The organism is Billgrantia tianxiuensis, from assembly GCF_009834345.1.
In the GTDB taxonomy this organism is placed as follows: Bacteria; Pseudomonadota; Gammaproteobacteria; order Pseudomonadales; family Halomonadaceae; genus Halomonas; species Halomonas tianxiuensis.
The window spans coordinates 2156517-2183088 of the sequence record NZ_CP035042.1 but is presented as its reverse complement, the minus strand read 5'-3'; the positions used below and the strand labels follow the sequence as shown (position 1 = coordinate 2183088).

The 26572-nt window shown below is 64.6% G+C and carries 28 protein-coding genes and 2 pseudogenes; 16 read left to right on the top strand and 14 right to left on the bottom strand.

Annotation, left to right across the window (positions count from 1 at the left end; genetic code table 11):
• Positions 1-57: 57 nt before the first annotated feature.
• Positions 58-633 carry an endonuclease dU gene (locus tag EKK97_RS10195; RefSeq protein ID WP_159551623.1) on the bottom strand — a complete coding sequence of 192 codons (576 nt, stop codon included), beginning with the start codon at positions 631-633 and terminating at the stop codon, positions 58-60.
• 55 nt (positions 634-688) lie between these two features.
• Between EKK97_RS10195 and EKK97_RS10190 the strand changes: the two genes are divergently transcribed.
• Complete coding sequence (locus EKK97_RS10190) at positions 689-2689, top strand: RecQ family ATP-dependent DNA helicase (protein WP_159551621.1); 2001 nt, start codon at positions 689-691, stop codon at positions 2687-2689.
• On the opposite strand, the gene EKK97_RS10185 is transcribed toward EKK97_RS10190, so the two are convergent.
• A complete protein-coding gene (locus EKK97_RS10185) occupies positions 2662-4224 on the bottom strand; it encodes a sigma-54-dependent transcriptional regulator (protein WP_159551619.1) in 1563 nt (520 codons plus the stop codon). The two genes, EKK97_RS10190 and EKK97_RS10185, sit on opposite strands and share 28 nt — an antisense overlap.
• Before the next feature lie 294 nt (positions 4225-4518).
• Here EKK97_RS10185 and phhA point away from each other — a divergent pair, with 294 nt between their 5' ends.
• The 3 genes and pseudogenes from phhA (at position 4519) to EKK97_RS10170 (ending at position 6267) form a co-directional block, all read left to right on the top strand.
• Positions 4519-5355, top strand: a complete 837-nt coding sequence (gene phhA, locus EKK97_RS10180) for a phenylalanine 4-monooxygenase (RefSeq protein ID WP_159551617.1) — start codon at positions 4519-4521, stop codon at positions 5353-5355.
• A gap of 53 nt (positions 5356-5408) precedes the next feature.
• Positions 5409-5755: pseudogene (locus EKK97_RS10175) on the top strand (4a-hydroxytetrahydrobiopterin dehydratase).
• Positions 5756-5997: 242 nt separating this feature from the next.
• Positions 5998-6267 (top strand): ComEA family DNA-binding protein, encoded by a 270-nt coding sequence (locus tag EKK97_RS10170; RefSeq protein ID WP_159551615.1) that lies wholly within the window; start codon positions 5998-6000, stop codon positions 6265-6267.
• Between the two features lie 117 nt (positions 6268-6384).
• On the opposite strand, the gene EKK97_RS10165 is transcribed toward EKK97_RS10170, so the two are convergent.
• The gene (locus EKK97_RS10165; protein WP_159551613.1) at positions 6385-7146 is read right to left on the bottom strand and encodes an SDR family oxidoreductase; all 762 of its coding nucleotides are present in this window, start codon (positions 7144-7146) and stop codon (positions 6385-6387) included.
• Positions 7147-7382: 236 nt separating this feature from the next.
• On the opposite strand from EKK97_RS10165, the gene EKK97_RS10160 reads away from it, so the two are divergent.
• The 4 genes from EKK97_RS10160 to EKK97_RS10145 all read left to right on the top strand — a co-directional run bounded on the left by EKK97_RS10160 (position 7383) and on the right by EKK97_RS10145 (position 11092).
• Positions 7383-7895 (top strand): FxsA family protein, encoded by a 513-nt coding sequence (locus tag EKK97_RS10160; RefSeq protein WP_159551611.1) that lies wholly within the window; start codon positions 7383-7385, stop codon positions 7893-7895.
• A 226-nt stretch (positions 7896-8121) separates the two neighbouring features.
• The gene (locus tag EKK97_RS10155; protein ID WP_071941560.1) at positions 8122-8415 is read left to right on the top strand and encodes a co-chaperone GroES; all 294 of its coding nucleotides are present in this window, start codon (positions 8122-8124) and stop codon (positions 8413-8415) included.
• Positions 8416-8477: 62 nt separating this feature from the next.
• Positions 8478-10121 (top strand): chaperonin GroEL, encoded by a 1644-nt coding sequence (gene groL, locus EKK97_RS10150; RefSeq protein ID WP_159551609.1) that lies wholly within the window; start codon positions 8478-8480, stop codon positions 10119-10121.
• A gap of 236 nt (positions 10122-10357) precedes the next feature.
• Positions 10358-11092 carry an RNA methyltransferase gene (locus tag EKK97_RS10145; protein ID WP_159551607.1) on the top strand — a complete coding sequence of 245 codons (735 nt, stop codon included), beginning with the start codon at positions 10358-10360 and terminating at the stop codon, positions 11090-11092.
• Positions 11093-11347: 255 nt separating this feature from the next.
• Here EKK97_RS10145 and EKK97_RS10140 read toward each other — a convergent pair whose 3' ends face one another.
• The 9 genes from EKK97_RS10140 to EKK97_RS23750 form a co-directional block, all read right to left on the bottom strand.
• Positions 11348-12370 carry an Lnb N-terminal periplasmic domain-containing protein gene (locus EKK97_RS10140; protein WP_159551605.1) on the bottom strand — a complete coding sequence of 341 codons (1023 nt, stop codon included), beginning with the start codon at positions 12368-12370 and terminating at the stop codon, positions 11348-11350.
• Positions 12371-12461: 91 nt separating this feature from the next.
• Positions 12462-13430, bottom strand: a complete 969-nt coding sequence (locus tag EKK97_RS10135) for a branched-chain amino acid transaminase (protein WP_159551603.1) — start codon at positions 13428-13430, stop codon at positions 12462-12464.
• A gap of 16 nt (positions 13431-13446) precedes the next feature.
• Entirely contained in the window at positions 13447-14565 is a 1119-nt protein-coding gene (locus EKK97_RS10130; RefSeq protein ID WP_159551601.1) for a class II histone deacetylase, read from the bottom strand.
• Entirely contained in the window at positions 14562-15503 is a 942-nt protein-coding gene (gene lhpI / locus EKK97_RS10125; RefSeq protein WP_159551599.1) for a bifunctional Delta(1)-pyrroline-2-carboxylate/Delta(1)-piperideine-2-carboxylate reductase, read from the bottom strand. The genes EKK97_RS10130 and lhpI overlap by 4 nt, the downstream gene beginning before the upstream one ends.
• Position 15504: 1 nt before the next feature.
• On the bottom strand, positions 15505-15861 hold the full coding sequence (locus tag EKK97_RS10120) for a RidA family protein (protein ID WP_159551597.1): 357 nt from the start codon (positions 15859-15861) through the stop codon (positions 15505-15507).
• 65 nt (positions 15862-15926) lie between these two features.
• Positions 15927-16961 carry a histone deacetylase family protein gene (locus EKK97_RS10115; RefSeq protein ID WP_159551595.1) on the bottom strand — a complete coding sequence of 345 codons (1035 nt, stop codon included), beginning with the start codon at positions 16959-16961 and terminating at the stop codon, positions 15927-15929.
• A 61-nt stretch (positions 16962-17022) separates the two neighbouring features.
• Positions 17023-17868, bottom strand: coding sequence for a helix-turn-helix domain-containing protein (locus EKK97_RS10110; protein WP_159551593.1), 846 nt, complete (start codon positions 17866-17868; stop codon positions 17023-17025).
• Between the two features lie 77 nt (positions 17869-17945).
• On the bottom strand, positions 17946-18218 hold the full coding sequence (locus EKK97_RS10105) for a hypothetical protein (protein ID WP_159551591.1): 273 nt from the start codon (positions 18216-18218) through the stop codon (positions 17946-17948).
• 106 nt (positions 18219-18324) lie between these two features.
• Entirely contained in the window at positions 18325-18501 is a 177-nt protein-coding gene (locus tag EKK97_RS23750; RefSeq protein WP_201297067.1) for a YajG family lipoprotein, read from the bottom strand.
• A 164-nt stretch (positions 18502-18665) separates the two neighbouring features.
• On the opposite strand from EKK97_RS23750, the gene EKK97_RS10100 reads away from it, so the two are divergent.
• Together EKK97_RS10100 and EKK97_RS25395 are read left to right on the top strand one after the other, a co-directional pair.
• Positions 18666-19874: an MFS transporter gene (locus EKK97_RS10100; protein WP_159551589.1), complete on the top strand. Its 1209-nt coding sequence runs from the start codon at positions 18666-18668 to the stop codon at positions 19872-19874.
• Positions 19871-19996, top strand: a complete 126-nt coding sequence (locus tag EKK97_RS25395; protein WP_267963961.1) for a hypothetical protein — start codon at positions 19871-19873, stop codon at positions 19994-19996. The genes EKK97_RS10100 and EKK97_RS25395 overlap by 4 nt, the downstream gene beginning before the upstream one ends.
• A gap of 12 nt (positions 19997-20008) precedes the next feature.
• Here the strand turns inward: EKK97_RS25395 and EKK97_RS10095 are convergent.
• A pseudogene (locus tag EKK97_RS10095) lies at positions 20009-20955 on the bottom strand (LysR substrate-binding domain-containing protein).
• 127 nt (positions 20956-21082) lie between these two features.
• Between EKK97_RS10095 and EKK97_RS10090 the strand changes: the two are divergent.
• The 5 genes from EKK97_RS10090 to EKK97_RS10070 all read left to right on the top strand — a co-directional run bounded on the left by EKK97_RS10090 (position 21083) and on the right by EKK97_RS10070 (position 24994).
• On the top strand, positions 21083-21952 hold the full coding sequence (locus EKK97_RS10090; RefSeq protein WP_159551587.1) for a pirin family protein: 870 nt from the start codon (positions 21083-21085) through the stop codon (positions 21950-21952).
• A gap of 73 nt (positions 21953-22025) precedes the next feature.
• Positions 22026-22658, top strand: a complete 633-nt coding sequence (gene ycaC / locus EKK97_RS10085; RefSeq protein ID WP_159551585.1) for an isochorismate family cysteine hydrolase YcaC — start codon at positions 22026-22028, stop codon at positions 22656-22658.
• Positions 22659-22723: 65 nt separating this feature from the next.
• The gene (locus EKK97_RS10080; RefSeq protein ID WP_159551583.1) at positions 22724-23299 is read left to right on the top strand and encodes an antibiotic biosynthesis monooxygenase; all 576 of its coding nucleotides are present in this window, start codon (positions 22724-22726) and stop codon (positions 23297-23299) included.
• 96 nt (positions 23300-23395) lie between these two features.
• Entirely contained in the window at positions 23396-24337 is a 942-nt protein-coding gene (locus EKK97_RS10075) for a pirin family protein (RefSeq protein ID WP_159551581.1), read from the top strand.
• Between the two features lie 48 nt (positions 24338-24385).
• Positions 24386-24994: an NADPH-dependent FMN reductase gene (locus EKK97_RS10070; protein ID WP_159551579.1), complete on the top strand. Its 609-nt coding sequence runs from the start codon at positions 24386-24388 to the stop codon at positions 24992-24994.
• Positions 24995-25103: 109 nt separating this feature from the next.
• Here EKK97_RS10070 and EKK97_RS10065 read toward each other — a convergent pair whose 3' ends face one another.
• Positions 25104-25283, bottom strand: coding sequence for a hypothetical protein (locus tag EKK97_RS10065; RefSeq protein WP_159551577.1), 180 nt, complete (start codon positions 25281-25283; stop codon positions 25104-25106).
• 194 nt (positions 25284-25477) lie between these two features.
• Here EKK97_RS10065 and EKK97_RS10060 point away from each other — a divergent pair, with 194 nt between their 5' ends.
• Positions 25478-26572: a patatin-like phospholipase family protein gene (locus EKK97_RS10060; protein WP_159551575.1), complete on the top strand. Its 1095-nt coding sequence runs from the start codon at positions 25478-25480 to the stop codon at positions 26570-26572.

The following is a 26572-nucleotide window of genomic DNA, read 5'->3' as shown; positions in this document are numbered from 1 at the left end:
GTGCCAAGGAGAGAAAAGCTCGATCTCACCCAAAGTGTAGGCACCCTGGCGCGCTCGCTACACGCGCCCGCTGCTCTCCCCCGTGGCCACCCCGCCGGCAATCAGGTGCGCCACGCGCAGCGGCTCGGGCACGCTGCCATGGGGCGTGGTGGCGAGAATCGCCGCGGCCGCCTCCTCCGCGCTCAATCCCATGCGCTGAACGTAGACGCCTGCCAGTGGCTCCATCTCCCCGAGACGCTCGACCAGCGCCCATTTGCGGGCACCGCCGGGAATGCGCTCGAGCAGGGCCCGGCGCATGCCACCCTGGCGCGGTGCCCGGCGCGCCACCACCAGCACCGGCAGCCCCAGCTCGGCGTGCAGGCGCGGCACGTCGATGACGTTGAAACCGGCCAGGGCGACGCCCTGCAGCATGATCAGTTGCAGATGCGCGGCAAAGCGCGAACTGCCGGCCAGGCGAATGAGCTCCCGGGTGCTGTTGGCGCCATCCCGGCGTACCTTGCCGGAAAGCACCCCCTCCAGGCGCAGCCCCGAGAACACCGTACCGACGATGGGCACATCGCCGCGATGGCCGCGCGGGAACGGACAATCGTCGAAACCGACGATATGCGAGAATGTGCGTCCGGTGGTCGCCATGGCCTCCGCCTTTCGAAAAAACGGTACGTAAAACAACTGCGCAGGGAGTGCCCACGTGATCGATCAAACGTTACAGCAGGTCTTCGGCTATGACGACTTCCGCCCCGGGCAGCGCCCCGTCATCGAAGCGATAACCGCCGGCCGTTCGGCGGCGGCGATCTTTCCCACCGGTTCGGGCAAGTCCCTGTGCTACCAGTTGCCGGCCCTGCACCTGCCTCACCTGACGCTGGTCATCTCGCCGCTACTGGCGCTGATGCAGGATCAGTTGGCGTTCCTGGCGCGCCACGGCATCGCCGCCGCCAGTATCGATTCGGGCCAGAGCCGCGAGGAAACGGCGGCGGTGATGGAAGGCGTCAAGCGCGGCGAGATCCGTATCCTCATGGTCTCGGTGGAACGGCTCAAGAACGAGCGCTTTCGCGCCTTCATCCGCCGCGTGCCGATCTCGCTGCTGGTCGTGGACGAGGCCCACTGCATCTCGGAGTGGGGCCATAATTTCCGCCCCGATTACCTCAAGCTGCCCCACTACCGCCATGAGTTCGGCATCCCCCAGGTACTGCTGCTGACCGCCACGGCCACGCCGCGGGTGATCGCCGACATGCGCGAGCGCTTCGGCATCGCCGAGGGCGACGTCACCGCCACCGGCTTCTACCGCCCCAACCTCAACCTGGAAGTTGCGCCGGTGCCGGCCGAAACCCGGGCGCGACGACTGGTCGAGTGGCTCCGCCCCAGGCTGGGCGGCGAACCGCCCCAGCCCACCATCGTCTACGTCACCCTGCAGCAGACCGCCGAACGCCTGGCCGCCTACCTGAGCAAGGCGGGTTTCGTTGCCACCGCCTACCATGCCGGGCTCGACGCCGAAACCCGCGAGCGCATCCAGCGCGACTTCATGGCCGGCCAGACGCCCTGCATCGTCGCCACCATCGCCTTCGGCATGGGCATCGACAAGGCCGACATCCGCAACGTGGTCCACTTCGACCTGCCCAAGTCGGTGGAGAACTACAGCCAGGAGATCGGCCGTGCCGGCCGCGACGGCCAGCCCTCCGACTGCCTGATGCTGGCCGGGCGCGACCACGTCAACGTGCTGGAGAACTTCGTCTACGGCGACACCCCGGAGCCCCACGGCATCCGCCGAGTGATCGACGAGCTGATCGAGGCGGCCGGCAGCACACGCCAGTGGGAGTTGGTGCTCAATTCGCTCTCCCAGCACAGCAACATTCGCCCGCTGCCGCTCAAGACGCTGCTGGTGCAGCTTGAACTGCGCGACATCATCGCACCGCGCTATAGCTACTTCGCCGAGTACCGCTTCCGCCTGCACGACGAGCCCGAGGCGCTGGTATCGCACTTCGAGGGCGAACGCAGCGCCTTCGTGCAGGCGATTCTCGACGCCTCGCAGCGTGCCCGCACATGGTTCAGCCTCGACTTCGCGGCCCTCGAGCGGCTGGGAGAAGAGCGCGGCCTCAACGTCGAGCGCACCCGCGTACTCACCGCGCTGGACTATTTCGTCGCCCAGGGCTGGATGGTGCTCGAGAGCAAGCAGATGACCGAAGTCTACGAGGTGCTGCGCCACGACATCGACCCGGCGGCCCTGACCGAGGAGCTGCACGCCTATTTCCACGACAAGGAGCGGGCCGAGGTCGAGCGTCTGCACGCCATGCTGGCGCTGTTCGAGAGCGAGGCGTGCCTGAGTCGCCGGCTGGCCGAGTGGTTCGGCGATACCCGAGCACCCGAGCGCTGCGGCCACTGCTCGGCCTGTCGCGGCGCCATCGCTCACCTGCCCGACCCCGAGCCACTAGAGCCGCTGTCGAGCGAGGCCGTCGCACGACTCGCGGGCGAACTGGTGCAGCAACTGTCCGTCAGCGACGAGCCTCATCCTGCCACCCCAGACCTGCTGGCACGCTTCCTGTGCGGCCTGACCAGCCCCCTGCTCACCCGCCTCAAGGCGCGGCGCCTGGCGGGCTTCGGCGCGCTGGAAGCGTATCGCTACGCGGAGGTGCGGGAACTCGCCGCTCGCTCGACATGGGCGGACGGTCAAGCGTCGGCGGCGCCGATGCCATAGCTGCGCAGCTTGTTGGCAATGGTGGTGTGCGACACGCCGAGACGTTTGGCCAGTTGTCGGCTGGAAGGGTATTGCGGATAGAGTGCCGCCAGCACGCGGCGCTCCACGTCACTCATGATGTCGGCCAGGCTGCCGTCCAGATCGACCCCCGCGAGGCCCGGCGCCTCGCCCACGTCCGGCAGACGCAGGTGCGAGGGTTCGATGGCATCGCCCTCGCACAGCGATACCGCCTGGAACAGCACGTTCTCCAGCTGGCGCACGTTGCCGGGCCAGTGATAGGTGGAGAGCCTGGCCAGCGCCGCGGGAGAGAGCGACGGCATGCGACAGCCGATCTGGCGTGCGGCACGATCGATGAAGTGCAGCGCCATGGCCTCGATGCCGTCGAGACAATCGCGCAGCGGCGGCACCGCCAGCGACAGCACGTTGAGCCGGTGGTAGAGGTCCTGTCGGAAGAGGCCTTCGGCACAGAGTTTGGGCAGGTCCTGCTGGGTGGCACAGATCACCCGCACGTCGAGGTAGGTCTCATCGTCGCTGCCCACCCGGCGAAAACCGCCGTCCTGCAGGAAGCGCAGCAGCTTGACCTGCAGCCGCGGGCTCATTTCCCCCACCTCGTCGAGGAAGATGGTACCGCCCGCGGTCATTTCCAGCAGCCCGAGCTTGCCCTCGGGGCGAGCCCCCTCGAAGGCGCCCGGTGCATAGCCGAATAGCTCCGTTTCGGCCATCGACTCCGGCAGGCCGGCACAATTGAGCGCCATGAACGGCGCCTGGCCGCGGGCGCTGGCCAGATGACACGCCCGGGCCAGCAGCTCCTTGCCGGTTCCGGTCTCGCCGTGGATCAGCAGCGGCGCGTCCAGCGGCGCCATGCGCCGCGCCTCACGAATCAGCGCGGCCAGCCTGGGGCTCGCCTGGAACAGCGCATCGAAGCCGCGTAGCTCCTGGCGCTGCACCTGGTAGATGCGCTCACCGATCCGGTCGGCGCTGTGCAGGGTCACCACGGCGCCGGCCAGGGAGGCCACGTCGTCGTGATGCTCGCGGTGTAGCGGCGCGATGTCGGCCAGGAAGGTCGCATCGCGCAACTTGATGCGCAGGCCGTTGACTCGCGCATTGTTGCGCCGAATCAACGCCGGCAGATCCACGTCGGGCAGGTAGCGGTTGAGCGACAGCCCCGGCACCTCGTCGATACGCACCCCGAGCAGCTGCCCAGCAGCACGGTTGGCGGCCACGATGTGTCCCTCCATGTCGATCGACATCACCGGGTCGGAGAGCGACGACAGCAGCGCATCGAGTTCGAGGTGGCGCCGCTCGCTAGGCATCAGGCTGACCCGGCGCACACCGAATACACCAGGGACCGCCTCCAGCTCCGGTTTCAGCGTAGCCAGCTGCGCATTGAGCAAATTGGGAATGTGCAGATAGATGGCATTGCCATGCTCACCGCCCACTTCGCCACGTGCCACGTTGAGGCCGTAGTCGACGAAATGCGAAACGATGTCGCGCAGAATGCCGATACGGTTCTGGCAATGAAACCTCAATCTCATGACGGGCCTCCGGAGCGGGGGAATCGGCAGGCCAGGCAAGCCGAAAATGACGTCAAGACGACGTGACTCGGCTGTAAAGATAACGTGACACCTCGGTCGACTCAAACTCGCGCGAGCCTCGGTTCGACAGGAACAGGCAAGGACGCACGAGAAGTCGTCAGGTTTTCTTTACGCCTACCGCATCACCCGCTGCCTGATACACGTTTCGGGACGCATCATCCTGGGCATCAAGACACATAGACTCGGGTCAAAGGCTCACAGGACAAACACAAGATTCGCCGACCGGAGACAGCCATGACGTCATCCCATCCGACCCTCAGCGACGTGGCCAGCAAGACCGGCTATCGTGCGCGACTACCCGACGACAGCGGCTTCATCGACTGGCCCGAACAGGACAACGCCACCTGGCACACGCTGATGCAGCGTCAGCTCGGCATGCTGGAGGGACGCGTCTGCCAGGAGTATCTCGACGGCCTCGAGCGACTGGCCCTGCCCGAGGATCGTATCCCACAACTCGTCGATATCGACCGCGTGCTCCACGCCGCCACCGGCTGGCGCACGGCCCAGGTTCCAGCGTTGATACCTTTCGATACCTTCTTCGAGCTGCTGGCCAACCGGCGCTTTCCGGTGGCCACCTTCATTCGCACCCCGGAGGAGCTCGACTATCTCAAGGAGCCGGATATTTTCCACGAGATCTTCGGCCATTGCCCGATGCTCACCAATCCGGCCTTCGCCGAATTCACCGCCACTTATGGTCGCCTCGGCCTTGCCGCCGAGCCCAAGGAGCGGGTCTACCTGGCGCGGCTCTACTGGATGACCGTGGAGTTCGGCCTGGTGGACACCCCGGTCGGACGGCGCATCTATGGCGGCGGCATCATCTCCTCGCCCAAGGAGACCCTGCATGCGTTGTCGGACGTGCCCGTGCATATGCCGTTCGACCCAATCGAGGCCCTGCGCACGCCCTATCGAATCGACATCCTGCAGCCGCTCTACTACGTGCTTGACGATCTCTCCACCCTGCACGAGCTTTCCCAGCAGGACATCATGGGCATGGTGCACCGGGCCATGGAACTGGGCCTGCACGAACCCCGCTTCGAACCGGCCCCAAAAGCCGCAAAGGCAAAAGCCTGAACACAACGATCATACCCCGACCGAAACCAACAACACCCCAATGAGGAACGAGAATGAGCCAACTATCCGAGCAGCAATGTGAAGCATGCAGCTGGGACGCCCCCACGTCAGCGATGACGAGATCGAAACGCTCCAGCAGGACATCCCCGACTGGAGCCTGGTCGAGCGCGACGGCATCAAGCAGCTCGAGCGCGTGTTCAAGTTTCGCAACTTCAAGCAGGCGCTGGCCTTCACCAACCGCGTCGGTGACATCGCCGAGGAAGCTGGGCACCACCCCGCCCTGCTGACCGAATGGGGCAAGGTCACCGTGACCTGGTGGTCGCACGAGATGAAGGGCCTGCACAAGAATGACTTCATTCTCGCCGCGCGTACCGACAAGGTCGCCGACGAGAGCCACTGACCGATATCAATCGCCCGGTCCGTCATGGTACCGGGCGCTTTTTCCACCCGTCTCGCTCTCCCCTGTCACGATAGGCTCACAAGCCGCCGGGCGAATCACTGCGGCAAACCATCGGCTTTTTCTTACATAGAAAAAGGCGATATACCTATCCTCTCGCCCCCCGGATTCGTTTAGCTTGAAAAAGCGAGACGACGCGTGTCTCTCGCACCGCTAAGCAAATCATCACAAAGGGGATTTACGGAATGAAGGGAGTCATCAAGGCAACCTTGCTGGCGCTGGCACTGAGTTTCGGCTCACTGGCCATGGCTCAGGATGTGGCACCGATCAACGTCAACACCGCCGATGCGGAATTGCTCACCGAACTGCCGGGTGTCGGCCCGAGCCGGGCCCAGGCGATCATCGAGTACCGCGAAGCCAACGGCAATTTCGAGAGCGCCGACGACCTGACCCAGGTCAGCGGTATCGGGCCGGCCACCGTGGACAGTTTCCGCGATCAGGTCACTTTCCAGTAGCGATCAGGTCGCTTTCTGGAGAGGTCCAGGCAAAACACAACGAGGCCGGCATTTCGCTGGCCTCGTTGTCATCGGCATGGCAGGGGTTTTTCTCTGTTGCTGGAACCTGTCTCCTGTCTACAGGCGCAGCCCTCCGTCACATTCGATCACGCGGCCAGTGAAGTAATCGTTCTCGAAGATGAAGGCCACGCTCTGGGCAATGTGGTCCGGATCGCCCAAGCGCTTGAGCGGCACGCCCGCCGTCAGCTTCTCGAGCATGTCCTCACGCATCGAAGCGGTCATGTCGGTCTCGATGAAGCCCGGCGCCACCGCCCCTACACGAATCCCGTAACGTGCCAGCTCCTTGGCCCAGGTCGTGGTGAGCGCGACCACGGCGGCCTTGGCGGCTGCGTAGTTGCTCTGCCCCATGTTGCCGGCGCGGGAGATGCTCGAGATATTGACGATGACGCCACCCTGATTAGCCTCGACCATCTGGCTGGCCGCCTCACGGCCGCACAGGAAGACCCCGGTGAGGTTGACGTCGATGACCGATTGCCACTGTTCGAGCGACATGGTCTTTTCCACCTTGCCGTCCTTGGCCTTCACCAGCAGGGCATCGCGCAGGATGCCGGCGTTGTTGACCAAGCCTGCAACCGGCCCAAGCGACGCAGCCACGTCGCCAAAGGCCTGCTTCACGGATGTTTCATCCGCCACGTTGAGCCGGAACGCGCCTGCCTCGATGCCTTCCGCATGCAGCGTGGAGACAGCCTTGTCCAACGCATCGGTATCCAGGTCCATCAGTGCCAGCGTGGCACCCTGGCGACCCAAGCGACGCGCCATGGCAAAACCAAGGCCGCGGGCTCCGCCGGTAATGGCTATTACGCTCTTGTCCAGTTTCATTCGCAGTCCCCAATAGAGTGATAATCGGAAGATGCGGGCCCGGATACCGCCCAGCCTCTTCTTCACCGGCCTCGTCCCTCATTTATTCGGCACAAGTCTCAATCGACTTTAGCGCCGGAGACGATTTTTTGTGCAACGCAACACAAGCGTATCACGAACTTCTATCGGAGTGACTCGCCGCTTGAATTTCCCCCTCTCGCCCCCATGATGAACGAACCGTCATTTCCGGAGCCGTCATGCCGTTACTGTTCTTCATCTCGCTTTTCACCCTGCTCGACTTCATCGTGCTCTTTTCCGTTGGCAGCCAAATCGGTCTCCTGCCCACTCTGGTCCTGGTACTCACTACCGGGTTCATAGGGCTCTACCTGATCCGCCAGGAAGGCACCGCCACGTTGGCTCGCGCTCGACAGCGCATGGCACAGGGCGAACTCCCCTCGAGCGAATTGCTGACCGGCGCGGCACTGATCTTCGGCGGTGCCCTGATGCTCGCTCCCGGCTTCCTTTCCGATGCGCTCGGCCTGCTGTGTGTCGTGCCCGGCGCACGTCGGCTGCTGGCCCGTCTATTGGCGCTGGCGAATCTTCGCCTGCTTGGCATGGCCTACCGGGGCCCCTCCCGGGATAGGCACCAGGGCAATGACTGGAACCAGGAAGAATCTCACGCACGGGAGGGCTCCGGAGGCCAGCGCACCAGCGAACACGGGGAACCGCTGGAAGGCGATTTCATCGGTCGTGACGAACCGCGCCGGTAACCGACCGCTGGCGTCTGCGCTGTGCGGTGAAATTTTTTTACTGCTGGCCCTTGAAAGGGTTTTGCCCGGCCCCATTTCACGGTCAGCACCAGGCTACGGTGCCGAGCAACGCTCGGCGCCTTTGACCAGGAAGGCGTCCTCGCCTCCACCTTCCGGGCCAACCGGAAGGCGATGATGAAACCGCCATGCTCGCATGGCACCACTGACCATCAGGAGAACGTGAGCAATGAACATCCGTCCCTTGCACGATCGCGTCGTCATCCGTCGCGTTGAAGAAGAGCAGAAAACCGCTGGCGGCATCGTGCTTCCGGGCAACGCCCAGGAAAAGCCGACTCGTGGCGAAATCCTCGCCGTCGGTAACGGCCGGATTCTCGACAACGGTGACGTCCGTCCCCTGGACGTCAAGGTCGGCGACACCGTGATCTTCAAAGAAGGCTTTGGCGTCGAGAAGCAGAAGATCGATGGCGAGGAAGTCCTGATCATGAGCGAGTCCGATATTCTCGCCGTGGTCGAAGGCTAAGCACGCCGCGAATTTACTCCGTTCCCATAAGACGTTCACGAACTCACAGGAAGTAACGAAAAATGGCAGCGAAACAAGTCAAATTCTCCGATGACGCCCGCAAGCGCATGGCCCGTGGCGTTGACATTCTGGCCAACGCCGTGAAAGCCACCCTGGGTCCCAAGGGCCGCAACGTGGTGCTGGAGAAGTCCTTCGGCGCCCCGACCGTCACCAAGGACGGCGTCTCCGTGGCCAAGGAGATCGAGCTGAAGGACAAGTTCGAGAACATGGGCGCCCAGATGGTCAAGGAAGTCGCTTCCAAGACTTCCGACGTCGCCGGTGACGGCACCACCACCGCCACCGTCCTGGCCCAGTCCATCGTTACCGAGGGCATGAAAGGCGTGACCGCCGGCATGAACCCGATGGACCTGAAGCGCGGCATCGACCAGGCCGTCGTCGCTGCGGTCAAGGAAATCGAAGCCCTGGCCGTGCCCTGCACCGACTCCAAGGCCATCGCCCAGGTCGGCACCATCTCCGCCAACGGCGACAAGCGCATCGGTGAAATCATCGCCGAAGCCATGGAGAAAGTTGGCAAGGAAGGCGTCATCACCGTCGACGAAGGCCGTGGCTTCGAGGACGAACTGGAAGTCGTCGAAGGCATGCAGTTCGACCGCGGCTACCTGTCGCCCTACTTCGTGACCAACCAGGACACCATGGCGGTCGAGCTGGAAGACCCCTACCTGCTGCTGGTCGACAAGAAGATCTCCAACATCCGCGAACTGCTGCCGGTGCTGGAAGCCGTCGCCAAGTCCGGCAAGCCGCTGGCAATCATCGCCGAGGACATCGAAGGCGAGGCCCTGGCCACCCTGGTGGTCAACAACATGCGCGGCATCGTCAAGGTCGCAGCCGCCAAGGCGCCCGGCTTCGGCGACCGTCGCAAGGCCATGCTGCAAGATATCGCCATCCTGACCAACGGCACCGTGATCTCCGAGGAAGTGGGTCTGACCCTGGAGCAGGCCAACCTGGATCACCTGGGCAGCGCCAAGCGCATCACCATGTCCAAGGAGAACACCACCATCATCGATGGCGCCGGTAACGAGGGCGACATCGAGGCCCGCGTCAACCAGATCCGCGCGCAGATCGAAGAGACCTCTTCCGACTACGACCGCGAGAAGCTGCAGGAGCGCGTCGCCAAGCTGGCTGGCGGTGTTGCCGTCATCCGCGTCGGTGCTGCCACCGAAGTCGAGATGAAGGAGAAGAAGGCCCGCGTCGAAGACGCCCTGCACTCCACTCGCGCTGCGGTCGAGGAAGGCGTGGTGCCTGGCGGCGGTACCGCCCTGGTGCGCGTGCTGACCAAGATCAAGGACCTCAAGGGCGAGAACGAGGACCAGACCCACGGTATCGCCATCGCGCTGCGCGCCATGGAGTCCCCGCTGCGTCAGATCGTGACCAACGCCGGTCAGGAAGCCTCCGTGATCCTCAACGAGGTGAAGGCTGGCCAGGGCAACTTCGGCTACAACGCCCAGACTGGCGAGTTCGGCGACCTGTTCGAGATGGGTGTGCTGGATCCGGCCAAGGTGACCCGTACTGCGCTGCAGTCCGCCGGTTCCGTGGCTGGCCTCATGATCACCACCGAGTGCATGATCGCCGACGATCCGGAAGAGAAGGAAGGCGGCCCGGACATGGGCGGCATGGGTGGAATGGGTGGCATGGGCGGCATGATGTAAGCCGGCCCTGACCAACTCCAGGCACCCGCCTGACTCAACCCCTGCCGGGAAACCGGCAGGGGTTTTGTTTGGCCGGAGGGTACCTTACCTTGCGATTTCCGCACCCTGCGGCTTACGCTTCCTGCTGCCGCCCGTAGCCCGTAGCCCGTAGCCCGTAGCCCGTAGCCCGTAGCCCGTAGCCCGTAGCCCGTAGCCCAAAGTACACTACCCACCGTTTCCCGGCACAGAACGTCCAGATGCTATCGAACATACGTATCGTCCTCGTCCAGACCTACCACCCCGGCAACATCGGTGCCTCGGCACGGGCCATGAAGACCATGGGCCTGACCGACCTGGTGCTGGTCAACCCACGCTGCTATCCCGATAGCGAGGCTTCGCGTCTGGCCGCAGGCGCCGAGGACGTGGTCGACGGTGCCCGAGTAGTGACCTCGCTGGAAGAGGCGGTAGCCGACTGCGTACAGGTGGTGGGGGCCAGCGCCCGGCTGCGCAGCCTGCCCCTGCCCCACTTCGATGAACCCGAGGCAATGGCCCGTGAACTCGTCTCCCATGCGGCAGACGATCCGGTAGCCCTGGTGTTCGGTCGCGAGCGCTTCGGCCTGACCAATGACGAGATTCGCTGTTGCAGCCATCAGGTCAGCATCCCGGCCAATCCCGATTACGGCATCCTCAATCTCTCCCAGGCGGTTCAGGTGCTCGCCTACGAAACGTTCAAGGCTTGGCGCCTACGTCCCGAAAGCGAGTTTCGCCACTCGCGGCCGGCCGAGGAGCGCCAGCCGACCCGAGAGCAGCTCGACCACTTCCACGCCCACCTGAGCCGGGTGATGCAGGCCAGCGGTTTCCTGACCCAGCCCCATGCGCGCACCGAGGCCCAGCTGCAAGCGTTGTTCGCCCGGGCTCAGCCCAATCGCAAGGAGCTGTCGCTGCTGCGGGGCCTGCTTCGCTCGCTGGAAGAATCCGCCACGGGCGACTAGGCTTCGATATGCCTTTATCGACCTTTTATCACCGCGCCGTCACGGCGATGTCACTTGTCGATGAGATAAAGGCTCATGCCCCGGCAGGGGGAAAGACAAGGGATACTGTCGAGCTGCGACACGGATGCGACCGGGCAGGAAGCCGGTGCAGGAAAGTCGGCATGATGGACCATGCCCAGGGAGACATGCGCCACGAGGCCTCGTGCCCGTGGCGCTCTTTGTTTGTGGCTAGCGGTTTCGAGCTAGCGGTTCGGACTAGCTGTTTCGGGCTAGTTGCCGTTCCTCGGATGGCGCCCAACCCGGCACGCTCCGGCGGATGAGTCGGGAGTATGCGGGGTCGCGATGCACCTGGCGCGCCTGCTCGTCGATTCTTCCGCTCGCCTCCAGCTCGGGCAACGTATAACCAGGCCACAGCCCACCGACCTTGAACGCATATCCCGGCAACCTGTCAGTCACCAGCAGGCGGTAGTCCAGCGGTAGGCGGGCCCCGATTTCCCGTGCCATGGCGAAGATCAGCGTGGTGCAATTGGCGGTAATGGTATTGTAGAAACGTGGGGATTCGGCCAGCGCATTGGCCTCCTCTACGTAGGCAAGCAGCAGCGAACGCATGGCATTACGCGACATGGTCAGGCGGAACAGTGAAACCCGTTCACCGCGGACCTTGGCGCGCAGGCCCACCGCGTCGCGCTCGTCGGCCGCCACGATGGCGAGCTCGTATTGGCGGAAGAAACCGCCAATCTCGGAGAAGCGCTCGCCCTTCAGGCGTCTTACCTCCACCGAGAAAACCACGAACCGCTCCCCTTCGAAGCCGAACGAGATCATCACATGGGCGACCCCGGGGCGGCCCCAACTGGATACGATCATGTCGACCGAATCGAGGCGATCCAGATCGTAGCTGCGCGCTTCCCAGCTCACCTCGGCCTCGTCGCGAGTACGCCAGTCGAAGTCGCGAACGTGATGCAGCGTCAGTTGGTTGTCCCGAACCTCACCGGTGGCCAGGTAGGCCACGTCATCGGACCAGGGCCGATCGTGGGTGGGCTGCAAACGAAACCACCAGGTCAAGAGCGCGCTCACCAGCAGCAGTTGGGTAGCGTTCGCCAGCCACTCCCCGTGCAACCCCAATAGCAACAGCCCCAGGGCGAGAATTCCCCAACAGGCCACGGCCAGGCGTCGCTTGTTCCGCGACCATGGCAAGCGAAACCACAGTGCGGCAGCCCCCCAAGCCATGGCCAACGCCAACAGCACACTAAACGAGAATCCTACGATTGTCTGAGCCATTTCATCCCACTATCTCCGAGGTGCGGCCATATTAGCAGCTATGCAAGGCGATGCGTGTCTCGGAGCGGCGGGACCCGACCAGACAAACGGCTTAGACCGGCGTCAGCCATGGCGCGAATACATGCAGCCCGTCATCCAGCTCGGCGCGGGTGACCCTTCGATACAGACCCTGTAGCTGGGCCGTGACCGAATCCTCGGCGATCGGCTGTGCCGGAAGGGGTGCACCGGCACGCGCGCCGACATGCCTTCCGTCGAGCTCCCGCAGCGGCAGGATCTCAGCGGCGGTGCCGGTGACGAAGGCTTCATCGGCGGTATACAGCTCGTCGCGAGTGACGCGCCGCTCCCTCACCTCGATGCCCAGTACATCGCGTGCCAGTTGAATCACGCTGTCGCGGGTGATGCCCTGCAGGCAGGAGGTAACCTCCGGCGTATGCAGCACACCGTCGCGCAGCAGGAATACGTTCGCCGCGGATGCTTCGGCCACGTAGCCCTCGGGGTCGAGCATGATCGTCTCGTCGAAGCCCGCCTTCACGGCAGTGTTGAGCGCCAGCATGGAGTTGACGTAGTGGCCGTTGGTCTTGGCCCGGCACAGGCTGATGTTGACGTGGTGGCGTGCCCAGGAAGAGGTCAGCGCCCGCAGGCCGAGCGAAGCCGCTTCCGCTGAGATGTAGTCGCCAAGGTTCCAGGCAGCGATCATCACGTGCACGGAAAGATCTTTGGCCCGCAGTCCAAGCCCTTCGGCGCCAAAGAACACAGTAGGCTTGAGATAAGCGTTACGCAGCTCGTTGCGTACCAGGCATTGCCGCTGGGCCTCGATCAGCTCCGCTTCGTCGAAGGCGACCGGGATGTCCAGCGCATGGGCACTGTCGAGCAGGCGCCGGGTATGCTCGGCAACGCGAAACAGGTGCGTTCCCTGCTCTCCGGCATAGGCGCGCACGCCCTCGAAGCAGCCCATGCCGTAGTGCAGGGTGTGAGTCAGCAGGTGGGTCTGGGCCTCGCGCCATGGCTGCCACTCGCCGTCCAGCCATAGCCAGCCATCTCTATCGTAGAGTGGAGTCATGTCTTCCTCTATCGGTTCAGAGTGGAGCAACGCGCAGCCACTGGTCACGCCAGCCATCGATCAGGGCACGCTGGTGAGGTTGCAACGATTGGTAGGCCCAAGCGGCAATCTCGTCGTTCTGGGGGTCGGGTACCTGGGTGCGACTGCCGGCCAGCTGCTGAATCACCGCATGGCCGCACATCGGCACGTAGCCCTCGGAATAGCCGCCCTCGTGGATCATGACCAGCTTGCCGTCGCTGATGCGCTCGGCCAGGGCCTTGAGCTGCTGGGTCATGGCGGCGAAGGCCGAGCTGTTGAGCATCATCTTGCCCAGCGGGTCCTTGCCGCAGGCGTCATAGCCGCAGGCCACCACGATGAGGTCGGGAGCGAAGCCGCCGATGGCGGGCAGCACCAGCTCCTGCATGGCGTAGCGATAGGCGCCGATGCCGCTGCCGGGAGGCATCGGCAGGTTGAGGTTGGCACCATGCCCCGCCCCTTCGCCCAGCTCCTCGAAGAAGCCGCTGTCCAACGGATAATTGCCGGCCTGGTGAATCGACACGGTCAGCACGTCGGGGTCGTCATAGAAGGCGTCCTGCTGGCCGTTGCCGTGGTGTACGTCCCAGTCGAGAATCGCTATGCGCCGGGCATGACCCAGCGCCCGGGCTCGCATCACAGCTACCGGAACGTTGCCGAGCAGGCAGAAACCGCGCCCGCGATCGGCTTCGGCATGGTGACCCGGCGGCCGGCACAGGGCATAGGCGTTGGGTAGCTCACCGCTGGCCACCGCCTCCACCGCAGCGATTGCCAGGCCCGCCGATTGTTTCGCCGCTGCCAGGCTGCCCGGCGTGTAGGGTGCGCATTCACCGGCATCGCCGCCCCGGGTCAGGGCACCCTCCTCGAGTTCGTCCAGGTAGCGCCCGGTATGAAACCGCGCCAGATCCTCGCGGCTTGCCGGCGGCGCCTTGCGCACGTCGAGCTCGTCGATCAGGCCCGATACCTCGAGCAGGTTCTTCAGCCGGCGCTTGCTCTCGGGGCTTTCCGAGGCGGGCTGTGGCTGCAGGAACTCACCGGGCGCCGAGAATACGCCGATGGCGCCAGGATCATGCCAGAAGCAGCGCTCGTGCCAGAAAAAGCCTGTTCGACGCTTCTCCTTCATGCAGGCTTCTCCAACTGTTCCCAGACTTCGATGGCCGCCCCCAGATCTTCCAGCGAGGCGCCGACCGACTTGAATACGGTGATGGCAGCGTTCGAGCTGCGCCCGGGCTTCTCGCCACGCAGCAGCTCCGCCAGTTCGGCGACAATGTCGTCGAAAGCGAACGCGCCTTCATCGATCGCCTGGAGAATGTCGCCCGCCTCGCCCCGGGCGCCGGCATAGGTATCGACGAATACCTCGCCACGGCGCAGGCACTCGGCGTCGGTTTCGCGCATGCTGGGACGAAACGCGCCGATCAGGTCGAGATGGGTGCCGGGCGCGAGCCACTCCCCGCGTATCAACGGTTCGCTGGAGAGCGTCACGCAGCTGATCAGGTCGGCTTCACGGGCAGCCGTCTCGAGATCCTCGACCGCAGCACAATCGAACCTGTCGGCATACGCGGCGGCCAGCTGGCGTGCCTTCTCCGGATTGCGGCCCCAGATTCGCACTCGCTTGATGGGCCGCACCGAGGCGTGCGCCTCGATCACCATGGGTGCCAGCTTGCCGGTGCCTACCACCAGCAGGGTCTCGGCATCTTCCCTGGCCAGCTCGCGGGCCGCCAGGGCCGAGGCCGCCGCGGTGCGACGACGGGTCAGCTCGCTGCCATCGAGGCAGGCAAGCGGGCGCCCATGGGCGCCCTCGCTGAGCAGGTAGACACCGGCAATGGCCGGCAGGCCATGGTCGGCATTCTGCGGAAAGACATTGACCATCTTCACGCCGATGTAGCCGGCCCGTTCCCAGGCCGGCATCAGCAGCATGGTGGCCTCGCCGTCGGGCCGCTGCATGGCATGATGATGGCGCGGCGGTGATTCCACGCCCTCACGGAACGTCAGTGCCAAGCGCTCGACCAGTGCCGGCCAGGGCAGCGCGCCGGCAACTTCCGCGGCGGTGACGATGCGCATCTCAAGCCTCCGGCAGGGCCGCGACCACCATGATCTCGACCTTCCATTCGGGCTTGGCCAACTTGGCCTCGAGGGCGGCGCGCACCGGCGGGCGGCCCGGCACGACCCAGGCTTCCCAGGCCGCGTTCATCTGGTCGAACTCCGCCATGTCGGTGACCCACACCTGGGCCGAGATCAGGTGCTCCTTGGAGCTGCCGGCCTCGGCCAGCAGCTCGTCAATACGTGCCAGGACCTGCTCGGTCTGGCCACGCATGTCGGCGGTGGCGTCACTCGGTACCTGGCCGGCCAGGTAGACGGTTCCGTTGTGCACGGCGATCTGGCTCATGCGGGCATTGCTGTGATGGTACTGAATGGTCATGTCGTCTCTCTCGATGGAGGTGAGTTGGGTCGAACAGCGAATACTTGCACGTCCGCGGCCTCACGTCAGCCGCCGCTGAAGCCATTCATGAAGACGGCCAGGTTGTCGCCCAGGTGCTCGGTGGGATAGCCGCCCTCCTGTACCAGCACGACGGGCCGGGCCAGCTGGCCCAAGCGCCGGCCGACCGCTTCGAAATTCGCGGTCTCGAGCGTCATGCCGGCCAGGGGATCGTCGCGATGGGCGTCCAATCCCAGCGCGATCACTACCGCCTCGGGACGAAACGCTTCCATGCGGGCGATCAACACCTCCAGCGCCTCGAGGAAGGCGACGCCATCGCTGCCCAATGGCAGCGGCAGGTTGACGTTGGCGCCCAGCCCCTCGCCCATGCCCTCCTCGTTGGCCCCGCCCCAGAAGAAGGGATAGAAATCGGCCGGGTCGACATGCAGCGAGCCGGTCCAGACATCGCCCCGGTAATAGAAGATGTCCTGGGTACCGTTACCGTGATGAAGGTCGATGTCGAGTATTGCGACCCGCGAGAAATGCTCGCGCAGCACGGTTGCCGCCAACGCCGAGTTATTGAGAAAGCAGAAGCCGCCCGCCCGGTCCGGCCCGGCATGGTGGCCCGGCGGCCGACACAGCGCATAGGTGGTGCCATGTCCGCCGATCAGCGCCTCGGCTGCCGCCTGGGCGGTGGCCGCGCTGGCCAGAATACCGCGGAAGCTGCCGGCGGCGATGGGGCACGCCATGTCGTGCAGGTGCCAGCCCGCCTGGCCTACCGGATGACGTGGGTAGTGGTGCCCACCACCGCATGGGTGCACGTTGGGCATTACCAGCTCGGAGGCTCCCGGCATCTCACGCCAGCGGGCGTGGATGGTCTCGAGGAAACTCAGGTAGCGTGGGGTATGGATCCGGGCCAGACGGCTGCGCAGCCGCGGGCTATCGACATCATCGGGTTCATGCAGGGCAAGGCCCGCTGCTGCCAGGCCCTTGGCCAACAGTTCGGCACGCACCGGCCCCTCGGGGGACGAGGTGAGCTGGCCACGAACCAGGAAAGAGGCAGGAGCGTGAGCCTCCTGGTCAGGATGGTAGAAGAGTTTCATCTTGGTTCCTTGGCGACGCGACGCTGACGTACTAAGCCAGACAAGGCAGTGACGTTTACCGTCAGACTAGAACGTGCGAAGGGGCAATGCTTGCCCGCAACTCATGAAGACTTGCCCCAGACTCGGCAGTTGCCTCGGTATGGCGACGCTCCTGTGAGGGAGTGCCATCGAAATGACGGCGGTAGGCCCGGCTGAAGCTACCCTGGTCACGGAAGCCGACCAGGGCCGCAATATGCCCCAGGCTCAGATCGCTATGTCGGACCAAGGCACGGGCGTGCTCCAGACGACGCTGCTGCACGTGGGCCAGCGGCGTGATCCCCATCAGCTCGCGAAACAGCGCATGGAAGTGACCTGGGCTGAGTGCGCACAGCGCCGCCAACCGCTCGACCCGGATCTCTTCGGCAAGGTGCCGGTCGATCCAGGCATCGAGGCGGCCGATGTCGATTCGTTCAAGGGGGCGTCGCCGGGAAACCGGCGCAGGAGCGGATGCCTCACTCTCGAGATGCAGGTAGATCGCCCGCAGCAGCAGTGCGGCAATCTCGCTATGAAGTGCCGGAAACTGCTCCAACTGAGCCATCAGGGTAGTGGCCAACCGGCTGAGACGAGCGGGTACGGTGAAGAAACGCGGGCGCTCGAACAGACGCTGCAGGCCCTCGCCATCACGCATCTCCGTTACCGCAGCCAACGGCACATCGAGCACCAGCGTACGATTGCAGCCATCGCCTTCGTATTCGTGATGAAAGGAGCAGGGAATCAGGCAGCCACGCCCACCGGTAACGCGATCGCCGAGGCCCGCGACCTCGAGTTCGGTGCTGCCGCAGGTCGCCAGAATCAACTGATGGTGCGCGTGATCATGAGCGATGTGCTCCTGCCCCAGGTTGCAGGTACGCAGGTCGAGTAGAGACATGACGGTTTCTTGGAGTCCGCTCGGTCAGGGAAGCTACCACCCTACCCTGCCGAGCGACGGCAGGAAACCGGGTTCATTCAGCAGCGGCCTTGCATCCTCAAGCCGGGCGGGCAGAAGCCACCTCGGTGATGATGGCGATCCCGATAGCGGCGGTCGTCATAGTAGTAATGACGCTCGACGTAGCGATCCCGGTGCCGGTAGCGGTGCTTGTCGTCGTGATAATGACGATGACCGCCATCGACCACGACCAATGGCTCCGGGGTGATCCGGGCCGGCGAGTAGCTACAGCCGGCCAAAACCAGCATGGCAGGCAGAAAAGCCAGGGTGAGCAAGCGCAGGGACGTTTTCATGGCAATTCACCTCTCTGGGCAAGAACTCCAAACGCCCCTTCGGTTCCCGTTCGAAGTCGTTATGGGTACAACTGGTCAGTCTAGTGTGTCTTGGCGATGCACTGACTCAGCAGCGGCCCTTCTTCGCCTGCCCCGGCGGACAGAAGCTTCCGCCATGGCCGCCACGACCATCGTCGATGACGATCAGCGGCTCGGACTTGATACGTGCCGGCTGGTAGCTGCAACCCGCCACCAGCGTGGCGGCAAGGACGAGAAGGAAAGGAATCAACAGGCGCCGTGACATGGTGGATCTCCAAAGTTGTCGAACACTGTTCATGATAGCGAATCACACTGCCTTTACACATGTGGCACGGCGGCAACAGTCGAGTCGCCGATTGGCGACATTGCCAGCGTGTTGAGAAAGCGCGATAGTGCCGTATTCATTAGTCTGCAAACAGGCCCGTCACCATGGACGCCCTTCGTCGTCACTCGCTGCTACTGATCCTGCTCGGCAGTCTGGTCATCTCCCTGGCCATGGGGCTGCGCCATGGTTTTGGCCTGTTCCTCGAGCCGATGAGCAGCGAGCTGGGCTGGGGACGCGAAGTGTTCGCCTTTGCCCTGGCGTTGCAGAACCTGGTCTGGGGGTTTGCCCAGCCCTTCACCGGCGCTCTGGCCGACCGCTTCGGTGCGGCCCGGGTGGTTGCCATCGGCGGCATTCTCTATGCCCTCGGCCTGCTGTTCATGGGGCTTTCCGAATCGGCGCTGGGCATGTCGCTCTCCGCCGGGCTGCTGATCGGCCTGGGGCTCTCGGGTACCACCTTCTCGGTGATCCTCGGCGCCGTAGGCCGCGCCGTGGCACCCGAGAAACGCAGCATGGCCATGGGTATCGTCAGCGCGGCGGGCTCGTTCGGCCAGTTCGCCATGCTACCGGGTACCCTGGGCCTGCTCGGCTGGCTCGGCTGGTCTGCCGCGCTGCTGGCGATGGGCGCCCTGGCGGCCATGATGGTACCGCTCGGCGCCATGCTGAAGGACCGCCCCTCGGCCCGCCAAGCCAGCGATCTCTCGCTTCGCGGGGCGCTGGACGAGGCCGCCGGCCATCGCGGCTTCTGGCTGCTGTGCCTGGGTTTCTTCGTGTGTGGCTTCCAAGTGGTGTTCATCGGTGTGCACCTGCCCGGCTACCTGTTCGATAACGGGCTGGCCGTACAAGTAGGCAGCACTACCCTGGCCCTGGTGGGCCTGTTCAACATCTTCGGCACCTACGCCGCCGGCTGGCTGGGAGGGCTCTACTCCAAGCCGCGCCTGCTCAGTTGGCTCTATCTCGCCCGCGGCGCAGTGATCGCGGCCTTCGTCTTCCTGCCGCTGAGCCCCGCCAGCGCCTATCTGTTCGGCATCGCCATCGGCCTGCTGTGGCTCTCCACGGTGCCGCTGACCAACGGCATCGTGGCCGCTGTGTTCGGCGTGCGCCACCTCTCCATGCTCGGCGGCATCGTCTTCCTGTTCCATCAGGTCGGCTCGTTCACCGGCGTGTGGCTCGGTGGCATGCTCTACGACCTTCACGGCGACTATGATGTGGTATGGAAGCTAGCCATCCTGCTTTCGGTGGCGGCGGCGCTGCTGCACTGGTTCATCAGCGAGGCACCGATCAAGCGCCCTGTCCCCCGAGAGGCCCAGGCATGATGCATTACCCATTGGTGAAACTTGCCGCCTTACTGGCACTCGGTGTCGCCCTGGCCCTGGTGTGGTGGGGCTGGCAGAACGCCGACGCCTCGCTGCTGTTGCTCGGCACGCGGCTGTGCTGAGCGAGCGTAGCATCATGCCCCTTCTTCATTCATCGCCACGGCCAGGGCGGTTTGGCTGGTAAAGTCGATCTCGGCGATATTCTCGGCCAGGAAGTCGAGCAATGCCCGCACTGCGGGAAGTACGCCGCGCCGCGACGGAAAGACGGCATGCAGGATCCCTCCCCGCGGTTCCCAGCCGGGTAGCACGTCGATGAGGCGCCCCGCCTTCAGGTCTTGTCCTGCCACCAGCAGCGCCAGCTTGACCACGCCCAGGCCCGCAAGCGCAGCCTGATGCAGCGTCTCGGCATTATCGGTGACCAGCCGTGGTTGGTGACGAATCCGGGCGGTCGCGCCATCCGGTCCATCGAGTACCCAAAGGTGCTGCCTGTCGATCTGGTCGAAATCGAGGCTGGGCAATCCCGCCAGGTCCCCGGCACCTGCGGCCTCTGCCGCTTCTCGAAGAGCACCGGCGCCGCCATCAGACGCTGGGGGCTGCGCGACAACACCTTCATCGAGAGGTCGCTGTCCTCGAGCGGCGGAAAACGCACCCGAATGGCCATGTCGAAGCCCTCCCTGATCACGTCTACCCGTCGACTGGTGGCCTCCACCTGCACCTCCACGTCGGGGCACTGCGCCATGAAGCGCACCAGCAGCGGGGTGATCAGGTAGTGCAGCAGGCTCGGCGGACAGCTCAGCCGCACCGTGCCCCGCGGTAGCGCCAGGTTGCGTTGGATCAGTTCCTCGGCGGCCTCCGCCTCCACCAGCATCGCCACGCAGTGACGGTAGTAGGCCTGGCCCAGCTCGGTAACCGACAGATGGCGCGTCGAGCGATGAATCAGCCGCGTGCCCAACCGCGCCTCCAGCATGGCGATACGCCGGCTCAGCTTGGACTTGGGAATGCCCAGGGCGCGTCCGGCCGGGGCGAAACCGCCATGATTCACTACCTGCACGAAGTAGTAGAGATCGTTGAGATCCTGCATGTCGCTTCGCCCCTTACTGTCCTGTTTATAGAACGCAGAGTGTGAATTATACCCTCTACTGCCACGTTCGTTCCCTGCATAAGCTTCCTGTATCGGGCTAAAGCCCAGTTCAAGCAGGAGCTAGACCATGAAGAAGATCCACGGCATCTATGGCGCCCCCCGCGGCCACTGGGTCGGCGACGGCTTCCCCGTCCGCTCCCTGTTCTCTTATGACCGCCTGGGCGCCGATCACCTCAGCCCCTTCCTGCTGCTCGACCATGCCGGTCCCCACGACTTCGCCCCGGCAAGCCGCCCCCGCGGCGTCGGTGCACACCCACACCGTGGCTTCGAGACCGTGACCCTGGTCTACAAGGGCGAGCTGGAACATCGCGACTCCACCGGCAGCGGCGGGCGTATCGGCGAAGGGGACGTCCAGTGGATGACCGCCGGGGCAGGCATCATTCACGAGGAGTTTCATTCCGGCAACTTCACGCAGCAGGGCGGCACCCTGGAAATGGTGCAGCTGTGGGTCAATCTGCCGGCCAAGCACAAGTCGGCGCCGGCGGCCTACCAGACGCTGCTCGATGCCGATATCCCGCGGGTCGCGCTTCCGCAGCGGGCCGGGGAGCTGCGGGTGATTGCCGGTGAGTATCGCGGGCACCGAGGCCCGGCTCATACCTTCACCCCGATCGAGGTCTGGGACCTGCGGCTTGAACCGGGTACCGAGACCACCCTGAGAGTTCCCGAAGGCCACACCACGCTGCTGGTGGTGCTCGAAGGGACCGTGCAGGTCAACGGCGACGCTGTCGTCCGTGAAGAAGCCGTGGTGGCCTTCCAGCGCCAGGGCGACGAGATACGTCTCGAGGCCAACAGCGACGCCAAGCTGCTGCTGCTTGGCGGAGAGCCGATCGCCGAGCCGGTGGTGGGCTACGGTCCCTTCGTGATGAACAGCGAGGCGGAAATTCACCAGGCCTTTGCCGAATTCCAGGCCGGCAAGTTCGGCCGCCTGGAGGGCTAGCGGCCCTGCCGCAGCCAACCACGCCCGGTCTCGCTGCCGGGCGCTTCACTCGAGAAAGCCAAGGAGAAACGAGATGTCCTATTCCTACAACCGCCTGAACAAGGACGATGTTGCCCTGCTGATGGTCGACCATCAGTCCGGCCTGCTCTCGCTGGTGCGCGACTTCAGCCCCGACGACTTCAAGAACAACGTGCTGGCCTTGGCCGACATCGCCAAGTTCTTCGAGATCCCCACCATCCTCACCACCAGCTTCGAAGACGGCCCCAATGGACCGATGGTGCCCGAACTCAAGGCAGCCTTCCCCGATGCGCCCTACTTCGCCCGCCCCGGTCAGATCAACGCCTGGGACAACGAGGAATTCGTGGCGGCGGTCAAGGCCACCGGCAAGAAGCAACTGCTGGTCGCTGGGGTGGTGACCGAGGTATGCGTGGCCTTCCCGGTACTCTCGGCCCTGGAAGAAGGCTATGAAGTATTCGTCGTCACCGACGCTTCCGGCACCTTCAACCAAACCACCCGGGACGCCGCCTGGGACCGCATGTCCCAAGCCGGTGCCCAGTTGATGACCTGGTTCGGGGTGGGTTGCGAACTGCACCGCGACTGGCGCAACGACATCGAGGGCTTCGGCGGCCTGCTGGCCGGCCACCTGCCCGCCTACGCCAACCTGATCCAGAGCTACGAGCAGCAGAGCCTGGCGCACAAGCGTTGAGGCAAAAGGGCCCGGCTTCTGCCGGGCTCTAGTCCACTTACCACTCACCGCCATGGAGGCTCCCCATGTCCGTATCCGACCCCGCCCCCTCGGCTCACTGCGAGGGGGCAACCATCCAGATCCACCATCGGGTCAGGCCTGAGGCCAGGGATCGCTACGAGACCTGGCTGCGCCAGATCATCGAGGCGGCCGGCCGCTTCCCCGGCCACCAGGGGGTGCATATCCTGCGTCCTCCCGAAGGCCATCACGACTACGAGATCGCCGTGCGCTTCGCCAGCGACGCCGACGCCCGGCGTTGGCGGGAGTCCCCCGAGCGCCGCGAACTGATGGGAACCATCCAGCCCGACCTGCAACAGGCCGAGCGGGTGGAGATCGTCAGCGGCATCGACTACTGGTTCACCCCGCCGACACCCGCCAGCAAGCAGCCGACGCGCTGGAAACAGTGGCTGGTAACCACGGCGGTGATCTGGCCGCTGACCATGATCGTGCCGCTGCTCTGGCTGCCGCTCTTCGGCCTGCTGCCGCTGCTCGACACCTGGGGGATCCGTCACGGGCTGGTCGCCGCCACCATCGTCGCGCTGGTGGTCTACGTCGTCATGCCCCGGGTGGTGAAACTGGTAGCGCCCTGGCTGTTTCGTTGAGGCATGGCCACCCCCGACGGGCAGTGCGGCAAGCGAGAACCTATGCTGAAACAAGCCTGACCGCCCACCCACTTCGTTCTTCCTGGAAAAACGACAATGAGCAACCTCGTCAACGAAGCCGATCTCTCCTCCTCGCTGGACTGCCCCATCGTCGATGGCAAGCGCCAAGTACAGCATGTCGCACCGCGCACGGCCGACGTCGGCGGCATTCCCGTCAACCGTGTGCTGCCCTCACGCCATCGACGGCTGATCGGTGCCTGGTGCTTTCTCGATCATGCCGGCCCGGCGGTATTCAAGGGCGACTCGCGAGGCCTGCGCGTCGGTCCCCACCCGCACATCGGCCTGCAGACCTTCACCTGGATGATCGAGGGAGAAGTCCTGCATCGCGACAGTCTGGGCAACGAGCAGGTGATTCGCCCCGGCCAGGTCAACCTGATGACGGCCGGTCGCGGGATCAGCCATACCGAAGAGTCGGTACCCGGCGAGTCACACCTGCATGCCGCCCAGCTATGGATCGCCCTGCCCGAAGCCCACCGCCAGACCGAGCCACGCTTCGATCACTACCCGCAGTTACCCCAGTGGCACGAAGGGGGCTTCGAGCTGACCCTGCTGACCGGCGAGTTCGCCGGCCAGCGGGCACCAACGTTGGCTTTCTCGCCACTGGTGGGCCTGGACCTGGCGGCGACCTCTGGCGGCTCACTGGAACTGCCGCTGCGCGAGGACTTCGAATACGGCCTGCTGCCGCTGGAAGGCGAGCTCGTCATCGAAGGCGAACGCTTCGCCACCAACGAGCTGGCCTATCTGGGCCGTGGACGCAGCCAGTTCGCTCTCGAGCTACCGCCAGGCGGACGCGCGATCCTGGTCGGCGGCGAACCGCTGGGCGAGGAAATCCTGATCTGGTGGAACTTCGTCGGTCACAGCAAGGCCGAGGTCATCGAGGCCCAGCGCGACTGGGAAGCCGGCAGCGAACGCTTCGGCAGCATCCCCCAGTTCGACGGCAAGCGCCTGGAGCCGCCACCCCTGCCCTGGCAGGAATGACAATCCCGAGAAACACCGACAACAACCGGCAAGAGGAACGCTTCGCCCATGACGACTTCCAACCCTCCGCGCATTCTGGTCTTCGCCGGCAGCGCCAGAGAGAAATCCTTCAACAAGCGCCTTGCCCGCCTGGCCGCCGAACGGGTCGAGCATGCCGGCGGCCAGGCGACCTTCATCGATCTGCGTGACTATCCCCTGCCGCTCTACGATGGCGACCTCGAAAGCCGCGAGGGCCTGCCCGCCAATGCCCGCCGCCTCCAGGAGCTGCTGGATGAGCATCAAGGCCTGCTGCTGGCCTCGCCGGAATACAACGGCTTCATCACGCCACTGATGAAGAATACGCTGGACTGGATGTCGCGCTCGGACGGCGAGCGCAGCGGTTTGGCCCTGTTCGCCGATCAGGTGGCGGCGGTGGTCTCCGCTTCACCAGGCGCACTGGGCGGCATGCGCAGCCTGGCGCTGATCCGCCAACTGCTCAGCAACCTCGGCGTTACCGTGCTCCCCAGCCCGCTGGCCGTGCCGCGTGCTGCCCAGGCCTTCAACGAGAACGACGAGCTGGCGGACGAAAGCCAGCGCGAGCGCCTGGACGCTCTTTGTCAGCGGCTGGTCAATACCCTGGCCAAGCTGCACGCTGCCGATAGCCCAAGCGGCTCATGAACGCGGGCACGCCGACAATCACGCACGGCGCAAGGCAAAGCACCCATGCCAAACGGCATGGGTGCTTTGCCTGGTATCGGCGCCCCGCTTGCGGCGAGGCTTCGGTGCGTCAGAGGTAGAATTTGGAAAGCTTGCGCGGGGATCGCTTGCCCTTGGCCGACGTGGTGAGACGCGGGCTGTCCCAGATGGTCAGGAAACGCTCGGTAGTCGGCGCGGCCGGGGTTTCGTCGGCCTCGCGACGGGTAGCCAGCGGAAGATCCCAGATGGTGGAGAAACGCAGTGTGGTCATGGCTCGTTACGGCTCCTGAGGAACCGCCTCCGGCGTGTTTATGGAAACATTTTTCACATTATCAACCTCCTTAGACTTTAGTGCAAGCCCGATCGGTTCTCTCGCGACGGAGGTCTCGCCCGTTCATCTCGAACAGGCGAGGCTCGCATGAGCCTCCTACACTGCAACGCAACATCGACGACACAGGAGTTGGCATGCCCAAGGCAGAATGCAAGCACATCGACCTCGCGCTTCAGGGAGGCGGCTCTCACGGCGCATTGACCTGGGGCGTACTTGATCGGTTGCTGGAAGAAGAACGGCTGGAGATAGATGGCGTCAGCGGCACCAGCGCCGGGGCAATGAACGCCGTGGTGCTGGCCGATGGTCTGCACCGCGGCGGCCGCCAGGGAGCGCGTGAGGCGCTTGGCAACTTTTGGCGTGGGGTCAGCGAGGCGGCACGCTTCTCGCCCATCCAGCCCACGCCATGGGACTGGCTGACGGGCACCGGCAGCCTCGACTACTCGCCCAGCTACCTGATGTTCGAGAGCCTGACCCAGCTCGTCGCACCGGCCAAGCTCAACCCCCTGGGCTTCAATCCACTACGCGACCTGGTATGCGAGCTGGTCGACTTCGAACGAGTCAACGCCTGTCGCAAGACCCAGGTGTACGTCACCGCCACCAACGTGCGCACCGGGCGGGCCAAGATCTTTCGCCAGCCGGAGATCACGGTGGATACGGTGATGGCCTCGGCTTGCCTGCCGTTCATGTTCCCTGCCGTGATGATTGACGGCGAGGCCTACTGGGACGGCGGCTATAGTGGCAACCCGGCGCTGTTCCCACTGGTCGACAACCTCGACTGCCAGGACCTGGTGGTGGTCCAGGTCAATCCTCTGGTGCGCAACCGGTTGCCGGACAGCGCCCGCGACATCGTCAATCGCATCAATGAAATCACCTTCAACTCCAGCTTGATCAAGGAGCTGCGCAGCATTCAGTTGCTGCAGCAGTTGATCGACGCCGAAGGCCTCGAGGTGGAGCGCTACCGTTCCATGCGCCTGCACCTGATCCACGCCGAGCAAGAGGTGGAACAGCTCTCCGCCTCGAGCAAGCTCAACGCCCAGTGGGATTTCGTCTCGCGGCTGTATCGCCAGGGCCGCGACTGGGCCGAGCTGTGGCTCGAACAAAACTTCGATGCCATCGGCAAGCACTCCACCTTCGACCTCAATGCCGTGTTCGGCGACGGCTTTCGCCCGGTCTCCACCGCTGAGAAGCGCCGCGCCAGAAGAGCACGAGGCAGAAGCGACAAAGCGTGA

Bases quoted from the DNA above. Each gene is read 5' to 3' on its own strand.
- EKK97_RS10165 (WP_159551613.1), bottom strand. From the start codon at position 7,146: ATGAAACTGGACAAGAGCGTAATAGCCATTACCGGCGGAGCCCGCGGC.
- EKK97_RS25395 (WP_267963961.1), top strand. From the start codon at position 19,871: ATGATGCATTACCCATTGGTGAAACTTGCCGCCTTACTGGCACTCGGT.
- EKK97_RS10070 (WP_159551579.1), top strand. From the start codon at position 24,386: ATGACGACTTCCAACCCTCCGCGCATTCTGGTCTTCGCCGGCAGCGCC.
- EKK97_RS10145 (WP_159551607.1), top strand. From the start codon at position 10,358: ATGCTATCGAACATACGTATCGTCCTCGTCCAGACCTACCACCCCGGC.
- EKK97_RS10155 (WP_071941560.1), top strand. From the start codon at position 8,122: ATGAACATCCGTCCCTTGCACGATCGCGTCGTCATCCGTCGCGTTGAA.
- ycaC (WP_159551585.1), top strand. From the start codon at position 22,026: ATGTCCTATTCCTACAACCGCCTGAACAAGGACGATGTTGCCCTGCTG.
- EKK97_RS10100 (WP_159551589.1), top strand. From the start codon at position 18,666: ATGGACGCCCTTCGTCGTCACTCGCTGCTACTGATCCTGCTCGGCAGT.
- EKK97_RS10185 (WP_159551619.1), bottom strand. From the start codon at position 4,224: ATGAGATTGAGGTTTCATTGCCAGAACCGTATCGGCATTCTGCGCGAC.
- EKK97_RS10115 (WP_159551595.1), bottom strand. From the start codon at position 16,961: ATGAAACTCTTCTACCATCCTGACCAGGAGGCTCACGCTCCTGCCTCT.
- lhpI (WP_159551599.1), bottom strand. From the start codon at position 15,503: ATGCGCATCGTCACCGCCGCGGAAGTTGCCGGCGCGCTGCCCTGGCCG.
- phhA (WP_159551617.1), top strand. From the start codon at position 4,519: ATGACGTCATCCCATCCGACCCTCAGCGACGTGGCCAGCAAGACCGGC.
- EKK97_RS10120 (WP_159551597.1), bottom strand. From the start codon at position 15,861: ATGACCATTCAGTACCATCACAGCAATGCCCGCATGAGCCAGATCGCC.
- EKK97_RS10090 (WP_159551587.1), top strand. From the start codon at position 21,083: ATGAAGAAGATCCACGGCATCTATGGCGCCCCCCGCGGCCACTGGGTC.
- EKK97_RS10195 (WP_159551623.1), bottom strand. From the start codon at position 633: ATGGCGACCACCGGACGCACATTCTCGCATATCGTCGGTTTCGACGAT.
- EKK97_RS10130 (WP_159551601.1), bottom strand. From the start codon at position 14,565: ATGAAGGAGAAGCGTCGAACAGGCTTTTTCTGGCACGAGCGCTGCTTC.
- groL (WP_159551609.1), top strand. From the start codon at position 8,478: ATGGCAGCGAAACAAGTCAAATTCTCCGATGACGCCCGCAAGCGCATG.
- EKK97_RS10105 (WP_159551591.1), bottom strand. From the start codon at position 18,218: ATGAAAACGTCCCTGCGCTTGCTCACCCTGGCTTTTCTGCCTGCCATG.
- EKK97_RS10110 (WP_159551593.1), bottom strand. From the start codon at position 17,868: ATGTCTCTACTCGACCTGCGTACCTGCAACCTGGGGCAGGAGCACATC.
- EKK97_RS10060 (WP_159551575.1), top strand. From the start codon at position 25,478: ATGCCCAAGGCAGAATGCAAGCACATCGACCTCGCGCTTCAGGGAGGC.
- EKK97_RS10140 (WP_159551605.1), bottom strand. From the start codon at position 12,370: ATGGCTCAGACAATCGTAGGATTCTCGTTTAGTGTGCTGTTGGCGTTG.
- EKK97_RS10160 (WP_159551611.1), top strand. From the start codon at position 7,383: ATGCCGTTACTGTTCTTCATCTCGCTTTTCACCCTGCTCGACTTCATC.
- EKK97_RS10080 (WP_159551583.1), top strand. From the start codon at position 22,724: ATGTCCGTATCCGACCCCGCCCCCTCGGCTCACTGCGAGGGGGCAACC.
- EKK97_RS10135 (WP_159551603.1), bottom strand. From the start codon at position 13,430: ATGACTCCACTCTACGATAGAGATGGCTGGCTATGGCTGGACGGCGAG.
- EKK97_RS10170 (WP_159551615.1), top strand. From the start codon at position 5,998: ATGAAGGGAGTCATCAAGGCAACCTTGCTGGCGCTGGCACTGAGTTTC.
- EKK97_RS10065 (WP_159551577.1), bottom strand. From the start codon at position 25,283: ATGACCACACTGCGTTTCTCCACCATCTGGGATCTTCCGCTGGCTACC.
- EKK97_RS23750 (WP_201297067.1), bottom strand. From the start codon at position 18,501: ATGTCACGGCGCCTGTTGATTCCTTTCCTTCTCGTCCTTGCCGCCACG.
- EKK97_RS10075 (WP_159551581.1), top strand. From the start codon at position 23,396: ATGAGCAACCTCGTCAACGAAGCCGATCTCTCCTCCTCGCTGGACTGC.